Here is a 17,338-nt window from a genome sequence, read left to right on the forward strand (position 1 = left end):
GTGGGGTACGGGACACCTACGCCAAGTATAAACATGGAAGATTAGGGGCGGTACCTAAATTAAGTGAAAAATTAGAACATAAAAGGGGACGCTACCCTTTTATTAAGAATTATTGTAAACTTAACTCATGCCCAGAATCGCTCGTACAGTTTTTGCAGAACTTCCGCACCATATTATCCAGCGCGGTAATCGTCGTGGAAATGTATTTTTCACTGATGAAGACCGTGATGTTTATCTGGAATGGTTACAGGAATATTGCCAGAAACACGAGGTTGAGATATTAGCATATTGTCTGATGACAAATCATGTTCACTTGGTTGCTGTTCCCAAGACGGAATCCGGGTTGCAGCGCGTCTTCAAACCCATACATATGCGTTATGCTCAATATATCAATCGCCAATATGGATGGTCTGGTCATTTATGGCAAGGTCGCTTTTTCTCCAGCCCTCTTGATGAAGCTTATTTGTGGTTTTGTGTGCGTTATGTAGAACGCAATCCGGTCAGGGCGGGCATGGTTGAACGGGCAGAAGATTATCTCTGGTCAAGTGCTGCTGCGCATTGCGGTTTAAGAGATGATGCTTTATTAACAACAGATTCCATTCACTGCAAAGTTTTTGAAGATATTTCAGATTACTCAGCCTGGTTAGGCGAGGATGATAACGATACACAATTGAATATCATGCGACGCAATATTCAAAAAAACTTGCCTTGTGGTTCGAATCCATTTATTGAGCAATTGGAACGGATTTCTGGACGCATATTAAGTTTTCGACCCATTGGTAGGCCTAAAAAAGCAATAAAAGGGTAGCGTCCCCTTTTAATCCTTCGACCCATTGGTAGGCCTAAAAAAGCAATAAAAGGGTAGCGTCCCCTTTTAATCATTGGTAGGCCTAAAAAAGCAATAAAAGGGTAGCGTCCCCTTTTAATCTTAAACCTAAACCAATTATTGGAACTGCCTGTTAAAATGGGCGAACGGTGAGTTATCATTTAATAAATGTAGAAAATTTTATACATTCCCAACTATAATGAATGATATGAATAACGAAAAGCCAATTACCTGGGTTGACTCGGCCTTAAAAGATTTGCTGAAATTTCCTGACAAGGCCAAACGGGAAACAGGATTTCAACTGCATCGCATCCAATACGGTGAAGATCCCGACAACTGGAAACCTTTTAATCAGATTGGCGCGGGAGTCAGAGAAATACGCATTAGCGAAGATAACGGCATTTACCGGGTGATGTACGTAGCAAAGTTTGAGGAAGCTGTTTACGTGCTGCACGCATTTCAGAAAACATCACAAACCACCACTAAACACGATAAAGACATTGCGAGCGCACGCTACCAGCGTGTACTCAACTGGAGACGACAACATGGACACTGATACTGACACATGGCATATCACGCCCACAGGTGGTAATGTTTTTGCCGATCTGGGGTTTGAGCCGGTAGAAGCGCAAAAGCTTAAAATCAAATCTGAACTAATGATTGAATTAAGCCGCTGGATTAAGGAGAACGAATTAAAACAGGAAGAAGCTGCAAAAGTGTTAAAGGTTTCACGCCCCCGCGTATCTGATGTCATGCGCGGTAAGGTTGCTAAATTCACCATTGATGCCCTGGTTGATATGGTTGAATTAACCGGGCATCACGTCAATATGAGCGTGTCTTAAAAATTTTAAATCAGCGTTAATGCGACAAAGTCGCATTAATCTGTTTCCAACGCTTTTCCAGTCTTGCCACTGACACCGGATGCACAGTGCGCAGTTCCTGGGCAAACAGCGATACCCGTAACTCCTCCAATTCCCAGCGGAATTTTTTTAATTCAGGGCTGAGTTGTGTTTGTTGTTGTTCCCAACATTGCCAATAACGCTGCCACAGTGGTGCGAGTTCCGCTTCTTTGCTGGCATCACGGGTAGGTGACTGGCTCAGGCGTTCCAGGCGTTTTTGCACGGCCTTGAGATAACGCGGCAGGTGGCGTAGTTGGGTGGCTGGGGTGTTCTGGATAAACCCCGGATATACCAGATGATTTAAGTGCTGGCGTATGTCGCTTAATACCGGCAGGCTGAATAACTGGTCAGTTTTGTGTAAAGTTTGAAATACCTGGTGCCAGGTTTCCAGAATCAGGCTGACCTGTTTGCTGGTTTCCGCCATTTCACGGTATAACGTGTCTTTGGCGGTTTGCAGACGCTCCAGAAATTCACTGCGTTTGCGCGGCAAAGGCTGTTGCAGGGTGATGTGATCCAGTACGCTGTATAAAATATCATCTTTAAGCTGCTCGCAGATGCCGATACTGCTGTATTGCAAACAGGTGTTTTTTGCCAGATGAATTTGTTTGCGTAGTTTATTGGGGTTGGCTGCCAGTTTTTGCAGGAATAAGTAGCGCAGACCCCGGCGATGCTGTGTTTCTGCGGTTTCCGGGTCATCAAACAGGCGCAGGCATAAATTATCGCCTTGTTTTTTATCCTTATCCAGGGTGAGCGCAGGCCAGCCTTGCAGCGGTACGCCTTTGCTTTGTAGTTCCACTGATTCCGGCAGTTCTCCAAAGTCCCAATCACGAATTTGCTCGCGCTCCCATTGCTGTTTGGGGAGTTCAGTAAATTTCTGGTGGCTGAGGGTTTTCCATTGTTGTTGTAGTTGTTTTAAGTCTCGCCCGGTGCCGAGTTTTTTGCCCTCACCATCAAGCACCGTATAGTTCATTTTCAGGTGTTCGGGCAGATTTTCTGGCTGCCAGAGATCATCGGGCAGGGCGGCACCGCTGATGCGCTGCAAATAGCTGCCCAGGGTTCGGGTAATGGATTGAGCGCCGGGTTCCAGGGCTTCAAAAGCGGCTTGGGCAAAATCGGGAATCGGCACGAAGTTTTTACGCCATTGTTTGGGCAGGCCGCGCATCAAAGCGATAATTTTTTCCTTGCGCAGTCCTTGCACCAACCAGTCAAACGGCTCCGGGCGCAGTTGTGCGAGCAGGGATACCGGAATTTCAACAGTGACGCCATCCTGGGCATGACCGGGTTCAAAATGATAAGACAGTTTGAGGGTGCTGCCTTGCAGGGTCATTTCTGCTGGAAATTGATCATCGGTAATTTCGCTGCCGCTGCGTTGCATCAAGTCAGCTTTTTCCAAGTGCAGCAGGTGTTTTTTCTGGGTTACATTTTTTTTATACCATTTTTCAAACGCAGGGCCGCTGTAAATATGCTCGGGAATGTGTTTATCGTAAAATTCATATAAACGCTGCTCATCCACCAAAATATCCTGACGGCGGGCTTTGTGTTCCAGGTTTTCGATATCCGCAATCAGTTGTTGATTGTGTTTGAAAAAAACCTGACGGGTATGAAAATGCTGATTAACCAAGGCTTCACGGATAAAAATTTCCCGCGAGGTTTGGGGATCAATTTTGCCATAACTGACTTTGCGTTTGGCTACCAGGGTCAGGCCGTACAGCGTGACACGCTCAAATGCGGCAACCTGGGCGCGGCGCTTTTCCCAGTGTGGCTCAAAATAATTATGGCGGCATAGCGCCCCGGCCACTTGTTCGATCCATTCCGGCTCTATTTTTGCCACGCAGCGACCGTAGAGCTTACTGGTTTCCACCAGTTCCGCCGCCACCATCCATTTGGGTTTTTTCTTAAACAAACCGGAACCGGGAAATATTGCCAGCTTAATGCCGCGCGCACCGAGAAATTGCTCTTGCTCATGCTGAAATCCAATATGGCTGAGCAGGCCGCTGAGTAAAGCTTGATGTAGCGGCTGGTAAGGAATTTCACGTTCTTCCTCTGCGGATGCCTTTGCTGATGCCTTATCGTGTTTTTGTAACCAGCCCATATCCGCCAGCAGGGTGTGCAGTTGGCGATAAATATCTATCCATTCCCGCATTCGCAGCCAGGATAAAAAGTGTTTGCGGCAGAGTTTTCTGAGCTTGTTTTGGGACAAGTGGCGCGATTGTGACTGATAAAAATCCCAGAGTTTCAGATAACTTAAAAAGTCGGATTTTTCATCAGCAAACTGGGCTTGCGCTTCATCAGCCGCCTGTTGCGCTTCCAGCGGACGCTCGCGGGGGTCTTGCACGCTTAAAGCCGAGGTGATAATCAACATTTCAGGCAGACATAAAGTGTCTTTGGCGGCAATCAGCATACGCCCCAGGCGCGGGTCTATGGGCAGGCGCGCCAGTTGTTTACCGATGTGGGTGAGCTGGCGTTGTTTGTTGACTGCGCCGAGTTCTTCCAGTTGCCGGAAGCCATCGTTAATGGCGCGGCCTTCCGGGGCTTCCAGAAAAGGAAAGTCCTCAACTTCACCCAGCCTTAATTCCAGCATTTTCAAAATCACCGCCGCCAGTGAGGTGCGCAGTAATTCCGGCGGGGTAAAGGCTTCTCTTTGCTCAAAATCTTCTTCCGTGTATAAACGGATACACAGCCCTGCGGCAATGCGTCCACAGCGGCCTTTACGCTGGTTGGCGCTGGCCTGGGATACTGGTTCTATTTGCAAACGCTGGACTTTGCTGCGTACACTGTAGCGGCTGATACGAGCAAGGCCGGGGTCGATAACCGCGTGTATGCGCGGCACGGTGAGTGAGGTTTCCGCAACATTGGTTGCCAGCACGATGCGGCGTTGTTTGCCGGGTTTAAACACCCGATCCTGTTCACTGCTGGATAGACGCGCATACAGTGGCAGAATTTCTGTATTGGGTGGATGATGCTTGCGCAAGGCTTCGGCAGTTTCGCGAATGTCGCGCTCGCCACTGAGAAATATCAGCATGTCGCCATTAAACGGCGAGCGGGCAACTTCATCGGTGGCATCCAGTATGGCCTGCAAGCGATCAATTTCTGCTTTGCGCTGAGTTTTATTGCTGCTTTTGTCGCCTTCTTCCACCTGCGTATGCGGTGGTCGATAACGCACTTCCACCGGATAACTGCGCCCAGCCACTTCTATCACTGGTGCATCGTTAAAATGTTTGGAAAAACGTGTTGTATCAATCGTGGCAGAGGTTACGATCAGCTTGAGTTGCGGGCGACGGGGTAATAATTGTTTGAGATAACCCAGCAGAAAATCAATATTCAGGCTGCGCTCGTGGGCTTCGTCAATAATCAGGGTGTCGTAGGCATTGAGAAAACGATCCCGCTGGATTTCTGCCAGCAAGATGCCATCGGTCATTAATTTGATGTAGCTGTTTTCACTGATTTTGTCGTGAAAACGTACCTGATACCCTACCGTGTGCCCAACATCACTTTTTAATTCACTGGCGATACGATTGGCGATAGAACGCGCGGCAATGCGGCGCGGCTGAGTACAGCCGATTAAACCACTCACGCCACGCCCTGCTTGCAGGCAGATTTTGGGTAATTGTGTGGTTTTACCTGAGCCGGTTTCCCCGGCGACAATAATAACCTGATTTTCCAACAAGGCTTTAATAATGTCGTCGCGGTGTTCGCTGACCGGTAAATCTTCAGGGAATTCCGGTGTTGGCAAGTTATTTTGCCGCCATAAGCGCTTGGCAGCAGATTCTATGATAGCTTGACGCAGTTTCTCCAATTCTTTATCAGCCTCTTGCTTGGCATTCTGGCGCTTGGCCAGTTGCTGCAAGCGGCGTTTTAAGTGGAATTGATCGCGGTATAAGCAATGCGGAATTTGGTTAAATAAGGGGCGTAAGGCATTTGTCATATTTGTATTTTAGCTTAAAAAAGGTATTACCAACAATTCCCGCCTTCCAATAAAACAGTTAGAATAATATTCCACCATTGCCAGGATAAGCGTTTGAACCTTATTCAAATGCCAGCAAAACCACCTACTCACAAGAGCAGCGTTACTAAAAAAATAATGATTTATCAACAAAAACTGATTTATTTTTTCCAGATTTTCATCCTGTTGTTGTGTTCATTATTCACAACAATGGCGCTGGCAAGTGATAAGCAACATATTCTGGTATTAAATTCCTACCACCAAAGCATGTCCTGGGAAGAAGATATTTATCGTGCGTTAAAAGATGTATTTTCAGCCCAGTCGGGTGAATTTGATTTGCATGTTGATTACATGGACACTAAGCGGGTGCCTTATACGCCTGCTTATGAACGCCTGTTATTTGAGTTATATCATTTTCTTTATGTTGAGAATAAAGTTAAACATGCTTTTGATGTGATTATTGCCACGGATAATAATGCTTACGATTTCATGCGTAAATATCGTGAACAATTATTTCCCGGTGTGCCTGTTGTGTTTTGCGGCGTTAATGATTTTCATCCCAGACAACTCCAGGGCTTACATAATTTTACTGGTGTCAGCGAAGTTTTTGATGTGGTAAAAACGCTGGAAGCTGCACTTAGATTACACCCCAATACCCGTCATCTGTTTATCATTAATGACTATTTGCCAACGGGAAAAGCCTCGACAGCAGTGATGCAGCGTGATTTAACACGCTTTGAAAATAGTTTGGAGATTGAATACGCACAAAACTGGCCGATGCAAAAATTGTTACAACATCTGGAAAAACTGCCCGCAGATACTTTGGTATTGCTGGGTGTATATTTTCGTGATGCTGATGATAGATTTTTTAAGGGGGATAAAACCACGCAATTATTATCAAATGCCAGTACAGCCCCTATTTATGGTCTATTTGATTTGCATCTGGGGCATGGTCTTGTTGGCGGTAATTTAATCAGTGGTTATTATCAAGGGCAGAGCGCAGCAGCAATTGTGGCGCGTATTCTGAAGGGCGAAGCGGCGGAAACAATTGCCGTGCAAACCACTGAGAGTAATCGTTATTTATTTGATTATAAGCAATTACAACGCTGGCAGATTGAGGAAAGCAGCCTACCCAGACTCAGTATTGTGATTAACCAGCCGTATTCTTTTTATCAAGAATATAAACAATGGGTATGGTTAATCATTTTTTTTATTTTATTGTTAGCATTAATCATTTTCTCACAATCCCAACATATTTTTGCGCGTAAACGTGCGGAAGCAGCTTTGTCACGCGCCTATGATTCTCTGGAAGCAACCGTTCGACAACGTACCGTGCAATTGCATGACAGTGAGCAGAATCTGCGTATTTTGCTGCAAAATATCCCCATGCGTATTTATTATAAAAGTCAGGCGCTGATTTATCTTGCCGTCAACCCGGCTTTTGCACAACACCTGAACAAAACACCACAAGTCTTTGAAGGTCAATCAGATACTGATTTTTATGATGCAACATCTGCTACCCGCTATCAGGCAGAAGATCAACAAGCAATGCAGCAAGAGAATACCATTGAATATGAACGAGAGAATAGTGAAGCGCGAACCACGCATGTTATTAAAACGCCGGTACGCAATGAACAGGGGCAGGTTAAGGGTATTCTGGGTATTTTATTTGATGTGACTGAGCACAAAAAAGCGGAACGGGCAACCAAAGAAAGTGCCGCGCGTTATCATTATTTATTTGTTGAAAATAAAGCCATTCATTTGTTAATTGATCCGCAAACGGGAGAAATTGTTGATGTCAGCGCGGGTGCCAGTCATTTTTATGGTTATTCCCGCAGCCAGTTAAAAAGTATGAAAATCACGCAGCTCAATATGCTGAGTCCTGAAGAAATCAAGCAGGAAATGCAGCAGGCAGAGACAGAGCAGCGCAATTATTTCTATTTTACCCATCGCTTGGCTTCAGGTGAAAAACGCCATATTGAATTGTATTCCAGTCCGGTCGATCTTGATAACCGACATTTGCTGCACACCATTGTCCATGATGTGACTGAACGTCATATGACAGAGCAGCGATTACGCATTAGTGAGGAAAATTATCACAGTCTGGTTGAGTCCGTCACCAGTGAATACATGTTGTATCGTCATGATACCCAGGGTATATTTACTTATGTCAGCCCAGCGGTTAAAGCCATTATCGGCTTTAGCCAGGAAGAATATTTACAGAATTATCAGAACACCTTAACCGATAATCCGATTAATCAAAAAACCATCCAATATACGCAACAAGCCATTAAAGGCCACAAACAGCCACCTTATGAAATAGAAATCAAAACCAAAAAAGGTGAGCGGCGGCGTCTGCGGGTTTCTGAAGCACCGGTATTTAATGAGCATGAACAGGTGGTTGAAGTACAAGGTATTGCTGAGGATATTACTAAAGCCTGGGTTGCGACAACCGCATTAAAAGGACGCAACCATGTTTTAGAATTATTAGCAAAAGAACGTGATGAGCAGGATATTCTGGCGGCAATTGTGGCCTATGTGGAAACCATTGATCCTGATGCCTTATGTTCTATTTTACGTTTAGATCGGCGGCATAATACCTTGCATATCGTAGCTGCACCGCGTTTACCCGCATTTTACAGCCAGCAGATTGAAGGAATAAAAACAGGGGAAGGTGTAGGTTCTTGTGGCACAGCCATTGCGCGCAAGGAATTGGTAATCAGTGAGGATATGTTATCCGATCCTTGCTGGTCTGATTTTCGCGAATTAATGCAGCAAACAGAACTGCGATCCTGCTGCTCACAAGCTATCATAAGTCACCATGATTATGCACTGGGTACCTTCGCCATGTATTACACAAAACCGCATGTACCCAGCAATGATGAAATTGATTTGATTCGTTCGGCGGCTGAGTTGACGGCAATTGTGCTTGATACCCTGCAAGCACAGAAGAGTTTACGCGAATTGGAAGAACGTGAGCGTTTGCTGCTGGAATCGGGAACAGAAGGTATTATTGGTCTGGATGTTAAAGGCAATACCACCTTTATCAATCCTGCTGCGGCAACCATGCTGGGTTATAAAGTCGAAGAATTAAGCCATTGCAATTCCCATGACTTAATCCATTTAGCCCGTGAAGACGATACACCTATTCCAATCAGTGAATGCCGTATGCAGGCAGCCGCTTTGCAAGAACGTGATTACCATGTTACCGATGAGGTATTATGGCGTAAAGACGGCAGCCATTTCCCGGTGGAATATTGGAGTACCCCTATCCGTCGTAATGATCAGGTGGTGGGTGCAGTTGTCACTTTTCACGACATCAGTGAACGGCGTAAGGTGGAGCAGCGTATTGCCCATATCGCTTATCACGATAGCTTAACGGGGCTGCCCAATCGGGCCTTATTTAAAGATCGCTTAAAAACAGCGCTGGCATATTTGCAACGCCATCATGTCACGTTTGCCGTTTTTCTGATGGATTTGGATCACTTTAAAGATGTCAACGACAGTCTGGGCCATCCTGCCGGTGATGTATTACTGGAGCAGGTCACTGAACGTTTATCAGCAATGGTACGTAATGAAGACACCTTAGCACGCATGGGGGGGGATGAATTTGCCTTAATTCAAACCCATGTACATGATGTGGTCGAGGTTTCATTACTTGCCGAACGGATTATCCAGACCATTCGTAAACCCTTTACGATTCATGGTACGGAAGTTTCCATTGGTATTACCATGGGCATACAAATGATTCCAGAGCCTGCCCCACCGCCTGATACCATGTTATCTAACGCCGATGTTGCTCTGTATCGCGCCAAAGAAGCCGGGCGCGGGTGTTATATGTTTTATGAAGACATGATGACCCAACAACTGCACTTTGAAGTGGAGCTGGTCAATCGTTTATCACACGCCATTAACGCAGGGGAACTTTATGTTCTTTATCAGCCACAGGTTGATATGCAAGACATACATCATATTAAAGGCGTTGAAGCACTGGTACGCTGGAATCATCCCCAGCATGGTAATATTTCACCAGATAAATTTATTCCGATTGCAGAAAAACGTGCCGTTATTGAGCAGATTGGCAACTTTGTACTGGAGAAAGTCTGTCAACAAGCTGGTTTATGGTTGCAGCAGGGTTTTGACTTCGGACGTATCTCGATTAATATCTCTGCCGCACAATTACGCACGCCGCAAGCGATTAATGATATTGTGCAAGTGATTCGTTATCACCAGATTCCCTTTGCGCGGATTGAATTAGAGTTAACTGAATCTGTGTTATTTCAGTTGGATGATGCCGCACGGGAACTGATTGCACAGTTGGTGCAGCAAGGTCTACAATTCAGTATTGATGATTTTGGTACGGGTTATTCCTCGCTGGCCTATTTACGCAGCATCCAGGTTCAACGATTAAAAATTGATCATAAGTTTATTCGTGATATGTTAACTGACAATCATGATTTGCAGATTATCAAAGCCATCATCAGTCTGGGACACGCATTAAACATAAAAGTCATTGCCGAAGGCGTAGAACAACGTGAGCAGGTTGACTTATTGCGTTCCTATGGCTGTCACTTTGCACAGGGTTATTATTTCAGTAAACCAGTTACAGGTGATGCGATAAGCAAGCAATTTATGCTAAAACCCTGCATTTGTATAAAAAACTGAACTCGCCTTAAGCAGCAAGATTCTTGAAATTAATAAAAACAACCTTATCTCTCGACTTTAATATTTTCCCAGGTTTTATTCATCATGAGCGACTCCCCTTATATTGTCACCGTAAGCACTGAAAACTTTGCCCTTGAGGTGCTGGAAAAATCCCATGAAGTACCGGTATTAGTTGATTTCTGGGCAGCGTGGTGTGCACCTTGCCAAATGTTGATGCCGGTGTTGCAGCAACTGGCTGAAGAATTTGGCGGTAAATTTATTCTGGCAAAACTAAATTCTGACGAGCAACAAAAACTGGCTATGGAATACGGGGTACGCAGCCTGCCAACCCTGAAATTATTTCGTCATGGCGAAGTGGTTAATGAAATGATGGGTGCGCAATCAGAACCTGCATTGCGTGATTTTCTCAGTCCTTATATTGAACGCCCGGTTGACAGCATACGCCAGCAAGCGATGTTACAAGCAGAAAATGGCGACTGTACTGGGGCAATAGCGCAACTGCGCGCAGCTCAGGAAGCCGAGCCGGATTATTACCCCATTCAACAAGACTTGGCAAAATTATTGATTGATGAGGGTCAATATGGAGAAGCAGAGCAATTAATCAGAAAATTACCTGCCAATATTCAGGCGCAAGATGAATTTTCCAGAATTTTATCGCGTTTAAGTTTTATGCGTATTGTGGAAGCTGCGCCCACACTGGATGAACTGGAAGCCCGGATTACCCGGAATACTGATGATTTGGCGGCTTTATATCAACGTAGTGCTTATCGCGTATTACAAGCCAGTTATGCAGGCGCAATGGATGATTTATTACAGATTATGTGCCAAGATCGTAGTTTTCAGGAAGATGCCGGACGTAAGGGTTTGCTGGCAATATTTGAATTATTAGGGGATGATCCTTTAGTATCCCGTTATCGAAGTAAAATGTCTTCATTGCTTTATTAGGATAAATACATGTTTGTAAAAGAAATCGAAGCATCAGAGTTATCCGAATGGATGGCACAGACTGATACTGAAATACAACTCATTGATGTGCGCACACCCGGTGAAATTGCTGCGGGTATTATTCCCGGCACCGAAGCCATGCCGCTGACCACCTTACCCATGCGCACCCATGAAGTACAAAAGAACCAAAAAGTGGTTTTCTACTGCCGTACCGGCGCGCGCTCAGCACAAGCGTGTATGTTTTTAGCGCAGCAAGGATTTGATAATGTCTACAATCTACGCGGCGGCATTATGAACTGGGCAAGAAACCAATTACCGATTGAATCGGGCGCACATCTGGTTTCGTAAACATAGCGTAGAGAGGTAGCAGTGCTACGTCTCTACTTTTCTTGTATTAAGCTAATATTACCACGGTGCAAAATTATTCATAAAATGTGCCGGACGGCTGATGTTGCGGTTCATGACGCCCATATCCTGGCTCATGACCCCGGTATTGACTGTCATCATTTCCATAGACTGGCTCATGGTATTAATACTGTTAGTCATGCGATCAATCTGGGTTTTGACATGTTCAATTGAACTATGAATACCTAGAATATTATTATCCATGTGTGCAATATGGTTATCCATACTATTGATTTTAGTTGCCATGGATTCGACCTGTACGGTCATATGATCAATATTTTTTGATAATTGCGCCATATGTTCCACAATTGCTGACAGGTGTTTTTCCATTTGTGGATCCATGTTCTGTGACATGATATGCATGTCCTGGGTGATGTTATAAATCAGATAAAAGCCAGAAAAAGCCAATAATCCTAAAATAACCATCATGGGATATATCATACGTTCCCAGCGACTCACACTGCGATTAAAGTCTTTGAAAAACTTCGTCAGGGTAATTTCAAGTTTCACCATCGCCTTTTGTTCTGGCGATAAACTTTTATATTCCGGTGAAAAAGTGCGGGGTTCCTTCTCAAACATGATGCTTTTCCTTGTATAGATGCTTAATCCTGCAACTCTAAAATACGCGCCAGGTTAACCAGTTGCTCACCACCGGTAAGATTAATCAAAGTCACGCCCTGGGTATTGCGACTCATGATGGAAATGCCTTTCACTGGCGTGCGCACTAAAGTGCCGCGATTACTAATCAACATCGCATCATCTTCCTCACTGACCTGAATCGCGCCGATGACCTTGCCGTTACGCTCATTGGTTTTAATCGCTATCACCCCGGAGCCACCACGGTTGACTTTACAGGGGTAAGCACTGACCGGGCTGCGCTTGCCAAAACCATTAGCCGTTGCCGTCAGAATACTGCCGCCTTCATTGACAATGATCAGCGAAATAACCCGTTCATTGGCTTGCAAACGAATACCGCGCACACCTTGCGCAGTACGACCGGTGGGACGCACCCCGGTTTCTGAAAAACGCATGGCCTTACCGTTGGAGCTGAATAACAACACATCCTGACTACCATCGGTGATAGCAACATTAATCAACTGATCATCATCACGCAGACCCACTGCGATAATACCGGTACTCATGGGGCGCGAGAAATTGGTCAATGCGGTTTTTTTCACCGTACCGTTCGCAGTTGCCATGAAAATATATTTATCTTCAGAATATTCACGCACTGGCAGAATGCTGTTAATTCTTTCGTTCTCTGCCAGCGGCAACAGATTAACAATGGGTTTGCCACGCGCGGTGCGACTTGCTTGTGGTAAATCATACACTTTCAGCCAATACACCTTACCGCGACTGGAGAAACATAAAATCGTATCGTGGGTATTGGCAACCAGCAACTGGTCGATTAAATCCTCTTCTTTAATCTTGGTCGCTGCCTTGCCTTTGCCACCCCGTTTTTGTGCCTGATATTCCGTCAGCGGCTGGGATTTTGCATAACCTTCCCGGGATAAAGTGACCACCATATCTTCTTCAGTAATCAAATCTTCCAGGCTCAGATTCAGACGCGCATCCAAAATCTGGGTACGGCGCTCATCCTGGTATAAATCCCGTACCGCCACCAGTTCTTCGCGAATCACTTCCATCAAACGATGCGGTTCATTTAAGATGAGCAATAATTCAGCGATATAGTCCAGCAATTCCTGGTATTCTTTAATAATCTTGTCTTTTTCCAGACCCGTCAGGCGATGCAAACGCAAATCTAAAATTGCCTGCGCCTGCACTTCTGAAAGTCGATACACGCCTTCACTTAAGCCAAACTCCGGCGCTAAATCCGTAGGACGGGCATTTTCCGCGTCACTGCGCTCTAAAAAGCGCGTCACCAGTTCTGCATCCCAGGCTTCCCGCAACAAGCCCTGGCGCGCTTCCGCCGGTCCCGGTGCGCTTTTAATCAAGCTGATAATGGCGTCAATATTTGCCAGCGCTACTGCCAGCCCTTCCAAAATATGGGTGCGGGCGCGGGTTTTACGCAATTCAAATAAACTGCGGCGCGTTACCACTTCGCGGCGATGACGTAAAAATGCCTCCAGAATCTGTTTCAGATTCAACAAACGCGGCTGACCATCCATCAGGGTGACCATATTAATACCGAAGACCGTCTGCATCACCGTGTGTTTATACAGATTATTCAGCACCACCTCACCAACTTCGCCGCGACGTATTTCAATCACGATACGCATACCATCCTTATCGGACTCATCACGCAACTGGGAAATACCGTTAATTTTTTTGTCTTTAACCAGTTCCGCAATTTTCTCAATCAGACGCGCCTTATTCACCTGATAAGGCAACTCATGCACAATAATGGTTTGCTTGCTGGTTTTATCATCGATTTCAATCTCGGCTTTGGCGCGTACATAAATCTTGCCACGCCCGGTATGATAAGCCTCGCGTATACCTTTAGCACCGTTGATAATGCCTGCGGTGGGGAAATCTGGCCCTGGCAGATGCTGCATCAAAGCGCTGATGTCCAACGCCGGTTCATCAATCAAGGCAATACAGGCATTGACCACTTCGCGCAGATTATGCGGTGGAATATTGGTTGCCATGCCCACGGCAATACCGCTGGAGCCATTGATTAATAAATTCGGCAAGCGGGTGGGAAATACGGTGGGTTCTTGTTCGGTTTCATCATAGTTAGGCGCAAAATCAACCGTATCCTTCTCCAAATCCGCCATCAATTCATGCGCAATTTTTGCCATGCGGATTTCGGTATAACGCATCGCCGCCGGGGCATCACCATCAACCGAACCAAAGTTACCCTGACCATCAACCAGCATATAACGTAAGGAAAATGGTTGCGCCATGCGTACAATGGTATCGTAAACTGCGCTGTCCCCATGCGGATGGTATTTACCAATCACATCACCCACAACACGCGCAGATTTTTTATAGGCTTTGTTCCAGTCATTGCCCAATTCACTCATCGCAAACAAGACCCGGCGATGCACGGGTTTCAAACCATCGCGCACATCCGGCAAGGCGCGTCCCACAATTACGCTCATGGCATAATCGAGATAGGACTGGCGCATTTCATCTTCGATGTTGATAGGTAAAATTTGATGGGCGAATGCAGAATCAGTCATAAATTTTTAATCACTTCAGATAGCGTTGAAAGCAAAAGCGCGCAGTCAAGCAGGGCAGATAAAATCCATCCGCTGTTGTTATTTTTTACACAAAATACCGTTCAATATCGTGTCAATATCAAATATTTTGCTGGCATTTCGTCAATCCTAACTTTGACTATGTAACTGACCGATTATAACACAGGCAGGCGGGGTAATTGATGATTGAAAATCAGCCACTAGCGCAACAGGACGCAATTGCCTAGAGTCCCTGTTTTTATCAAGGTAATTTTCCTTAAGCCTGATTTCATCACTTTCTGATATAATTTTAGCTCGGTTGCTGCCTACTTATGATAATTATTATTGGCATAATAACGCATAATAACCTTAAGCTTGACAAACTGCCTGGATAAAATATGAAAAAAAATTATGGTATTGATGACTACAATGACTTTAATGTCTTAAAAACCCCTTGGCTGCTGTTACTGATAACAATTTACCTGGCAAAATATCCATTACTGCTGATGGTGCCTTATATTCCCAGGGTTGATATTGGTCATCTGGAAACTTTTTTTAGTCAAAATATTACAATTTATAACCTGTTATCCAGTATCCCGGCTATTTTACTATTACTGGTCATGACGGCTAAACGAAAACCAAAAGCTGGAGAACGTGCTCGCTGGATATGGCAACATGGAAAAATATTATTATTAGTGTCGGTGGCAATTGAGATAAGTACTATACTTATCTCCATCCTTATTGGATTTTTTAAACTGAATGAAGTGGTGCTGATATTTATTTATCTTGATTTTGTTATTGTATTTTTTTTATTAAAGTCCCGATATATCGTTGATCTCTTTAATAGTTTTCCTGATTAAGTGCTGGATTGGAGCATACCTAAGAGCTACCCCTTCACCATCATACCTGCATAGGAAGCAGTGAAACTGTTGTGTCTTATATGCTTCATGGTGAAAAAACAATAAAAACAACTTGAATAAAAAATAATAACTTTATACCCTATCTCATCTTACAAATACACAATTGGTACTGGATAAAATATATTCTTTATGAGTAAGCGTACTTTCAAAAAACATCAAGCCCGTAAAGCCCATGCCAAAAATCTTTTAGATGAAGGTAAAACTGCTGAGGCTATCCGTGCATACCAGGAACTGCTGACGCAGAACCCGCCCCATGCCGATCAACTTTATTATCAACTCGGCAAAGCCCTGTTCACTGATGAGCAATGGCAAGCCGCTGCTGAGGCCTACCAGCAGGCCCTCAATAAAAACCCTAAAATGGCTGTTGCCGCTATCGGGTTTGGGGATGCGGCTGTTAAATTAAAAGTCTATCCAGAGGCTGAAAAAGCTTATATTCATGCACTTGAAACGGATGCCAGCCTTACTCCACAGATTGCCTATTCCCTCAAACATTTTGCTGACAGTTTATCCGCTGACAAGCAATATGAGATGGCTTATAAAGCGTATGAAAATGCTCTGGGCTTAAATGCTGATATACAAGAAGTAGTGATACAAGCCTTTCAAGCACTATACACCCTATTAAAACAAGAAAATAAAACCGACTTAGCTCAAAAAATTAGAAATAGAGTAGAGGAAGTTCAGCCAGGTATACTCGATGCTGAAAACCATATAGCAGAAGTCGAAGATGAATATGCTGAAGATGAGGCACGGGCAGAAAAACTTTTAGAGGAAGGTCAAACTGCTGAAGCTATCCATATATACCAGGAATTACTGGAAAAAAATCCTCCTCATGCCGCTGAACTCTATTGTCAACTTGGCGAAGCCCTGCTCAGCGATGAGCAATGGAAACAGGCGACTGATGCCTACCTGCAAGCCCTCAATATAAACCCCAAGATGGCTGTTGCCTCCATTGGTTTTGGCGATGCGGCTACTGAATTAAAAGCTTACCAGGAAGCTGAAAAGGCCTATAATCATGCACTTGAGGTCGATGCCAGTCTTGGCCCACAAGTCGCCTATTCTCTTAAACATCTTGCCGACAATCTGTTGAAAGACCGGCAATATGAGGTTGCCTATAACACCTATGAAAAGGCGCTGGACTTAAGTACTGACATACAAGGAGAAGTGATACAGGCATTTCAAGTTTTCTATCCGGTATTACAACAAGAATTTCACACAGACCTGGCTCAGAAGCTTAAAGACAAAGCAGAAAAAATTCAGCCAGGTGCGCTTGATATTAAAGAGCCTGAGCCTCAAGTAAATAAAGTGGTTGAAGATATTGTAGCATCTGAAGAGATTGATGAAAATGAGTTGTTATTATTACAATTGCATCAGACTCAAGAAGAGTTAGAGTCCCTGTTCTTAAAAAATAATACGCTTGAGGAAGAACTCAAACAAGTTCGCACGGAACGGGATGAACAAGCGGCGCAACTCAAACAAGTTCGCACGGAACGGGATGAACAAGCGGCGCAACTCAAACAAGTTCGCACGGAACGGGATGAACAAGCGGCGCAACTCAAACAAGTTCGCACGGAACGGGATGAACAAGCGGCGCA

11 protein-coding genes are annotated in these 17,338 nt (G+C 44.8%); 8 read left to right on the top strand and 3 right to left on the bottom strand.

The features are described from left to right. Positions 1-127 precede the first annotated feature (127 nt). The 3 genes from QUF61_RS07340 to QUF61_RS07350 all read left to right on the top strand — a co-directional run bounded on the left by QUF61_RS07340 (position 128) and on the right by QUF61_RS07350 (position 1,668). Complete coding sequence (locus QUF61_RS07340) at positions 128-808, top strand: transposase (RefSeq protein ID WP_103918277.1); 681 nt, start codon at positions 128-130, stop codon at positions 806-808. Positions 809-1,034: 226 nt separating this feature from the next. Then, the gene (locus QUF61_RS07345) at positions 1,035-1,382 is read left to right on the top strand and encodes a type II toxin-antitoxin system RelE/ParE family toxin (protein ID WP_289681193.1); all 348 of its coding nucleotides are present in this window, start codon (positions 1,035-1,037) and stop codon (positions 1,380-1,382) included. After that, the gene (locus QUF61_RS07350) at positions 1,372-1,668 is read left to right on the top strand and encodes a helix-turn-helix domain-containing protein (RefSeq protein WP_289681194.1); all 297 of its coding nucleotides are present in this window, start codon (positions 1,372-1,374) and stop codon (positions 1,666-1,668) included. Before QUF61_RS07345 ends, QUF61_RS07350 begins: the two co-directional genes overlap by 11 nt. A 16-nt stretch (positions 1,669-1,684) precedes the next feature. Here the strand turns inward: QUF61_RS07350 and hrpA are convergent, their stop codons facing one another. Next, entirely contained in the window at positions 1,685-5,650 is a 3,966-nt protein-coding gene (hrpA, locus tag QUF61_RS07355; RefSeq protein WP_289681195.1) for an ATP-dependent RNA helicase HrpA, read from the bottom strand. Between the two features lie 93 nt (positions 5,651-5,743). Between hrpA and QUF61_RS07360 the strand changes: the two genes are divergently transcribed. From QUF61_RS07360 to QUF61_RS07370, 3 genes are all read left to right on the top strand, one after another. Beyond that, the gene (locus QUF61_RS07360; RefSeq protein WP_289681196.1) at positions 5,744-10,333 is read left to right on the top strand and encodes an EAL domain-containing protein; all 4,590 of its coding nucleotides are present in this window, start codon (positions 5,744-5,746) and stop codon (positions 10,331-10,333) included. An 84-nt stretch (positions 10,334-10,417) separates the two neighbouring features. After that, positions 10,418-11,278 carry a thioredoxin gene (gene trxA / locus QUF61_RS07365; protein WP_289681197.1) on the top strand — a complete coding sequence of 287 codons (861 nt, stop codon included), beginning with the start codon at positions 10,418-10,420 and terminating at the stop codon, positions 11,276-11,278. Between the two features lie 9 nt (positions 11,279-11,287). Then, positions 11,288-11,626 (top strand): rhodanese-like domain-containing protein, encoded by a 339-nt coding sequence (locus QUF61_RS07370; protein WP_289681198.1) that lies wholly within the window; start codon positions 11,288-11,290, stop codon positions 11,624-11,626. Between the two features lie 57 nt (positions 11,627-11,683). On the opposite strand, the gene QUF61_RS07375 is transcribed toward QUF61_RS07370, so the two are convergent. Then, the gene (locus tag QUF61_RS07375; protein WP_289681199.1) at positions 11,684-12,262 is read right to left on the bottom strand and encodes a hypothetical protein; all 579 of its coding nucleotides are present in this window, start codon (positions 12,260-12,262) and stop codon (positions 11,684-11,686) included. Positions 12,263-12,285: 23 nt separating this feature from the next. Continuing rightward, on the bottom strand, positions 12,286-14,829 hold the full coding sequence (gyrA, locus tag QUF61_RS07380; protein WP_289681200.1) for a DNA gyrase subunit A: 2,544 nt from the start codon (positions 14,827-14,829) through the stop codon (positions 12,286-12,288). 395 nt (positions 14,830-15,224) lie between these two features. On the opposite strand from gyrA, the gene QUF61_RS07385 reads away from it, so the two are divergent. Both QUF61_RS07385 and QUF61_RS07390 read left to right on the top strand, forming a co-directional pair. Beyond that, on the top strand, positions 15,225-15,686 hold the full coding sequence (locus QUF61_RS07385) for a DUF2919 family protein (RefSeq protein WP_103920346.1): 462 nt from the start codon (positions 15,225-15,227) through the stop codon (positions 15,684-15,686). A gap of 189 nt (positions 15,687-15,875) precedes the next feature. Then, positions 15,876-17,338 (top strand): tetratricopeptide repeat protein (locus QUF61_RS07390; protein WP_289681201.1); only part of this gene is annotated, 1,463 nt, incomplete at its 3' end.

The organism is Candidatus Venteria ishoeyi, assembly GCF_030378065.1.
In the GTDB taxonomy this organism is placed as follows: domain Bacteria; phylum Pseudomonadota; class Gammaproteobacteria; order Beggiatoales; family Beggiatoaceae; genus Venteria; species Venteria ishoeyi.

Bases quoted from the DNA above. Each gene is read 5' to 3' on its own strand.
- QUF61_RS07340 (WP_103918277.1), top strand. From the start codon at position 128: ATGCCCAGAATCGCTCGTACAGTTTTTGCAGAACTTCCGCACCATATT.
- QUF61_RS07345 (WP_289681193.1), top strand. From the start codon at position 1,035: ATGAATAACGAAAAGCCAATTACCTGGGTTGACTCGGCCTTAAAAGAT.
- QUF61_RS07350 (WP_289681194.1), top strand. From the start codon at position 1,372: ATGGACACTGATACTGACACATGGCATATCACGCCCACAGGTGGTAAT.
- hrpA (WP_289681195.1), bottom strand. From the start codon at position 5,650: ATGACAAATGCCTTACGCCCCTTATTTAACCAAATTCCGCATTGCTTA.
- trxA (WP_289681197.1), top strand. From the start codon at position 10,418: ATGAGCGACTCCCCTTATATTGTCACCGTAAGCACTGAAAACTTTGCC.
- QUF61_RS07370 (WP_289681198.1), top strand. From the start codon at position 11,288: ATGTTTGTAAAAGAAATCGAAGCATCAGAGTTATCCGAATGGATGGCA.
- QUF61_RS07375 (WP_289681199.1), bottom strand. From the start codon at position 12,262: ATGTTTGAGAAGGAACCCCGCACTTTTTCACCGGAATATAAAAGTTTA.
- gyrA (WP_289681200.1), bottom strand. From the start codon at position 14,829: ATGACTGATTCTGCATTCGCCCATCAAATTTTACCTATCAACATCGAA.
- QUF61_RS07385 (WP_103920346.1), top strand. From the start codon at position 15,225: ATGAAAAAAAATTATGGTATTGATGACTACAATGACTTTAATGTCTTA.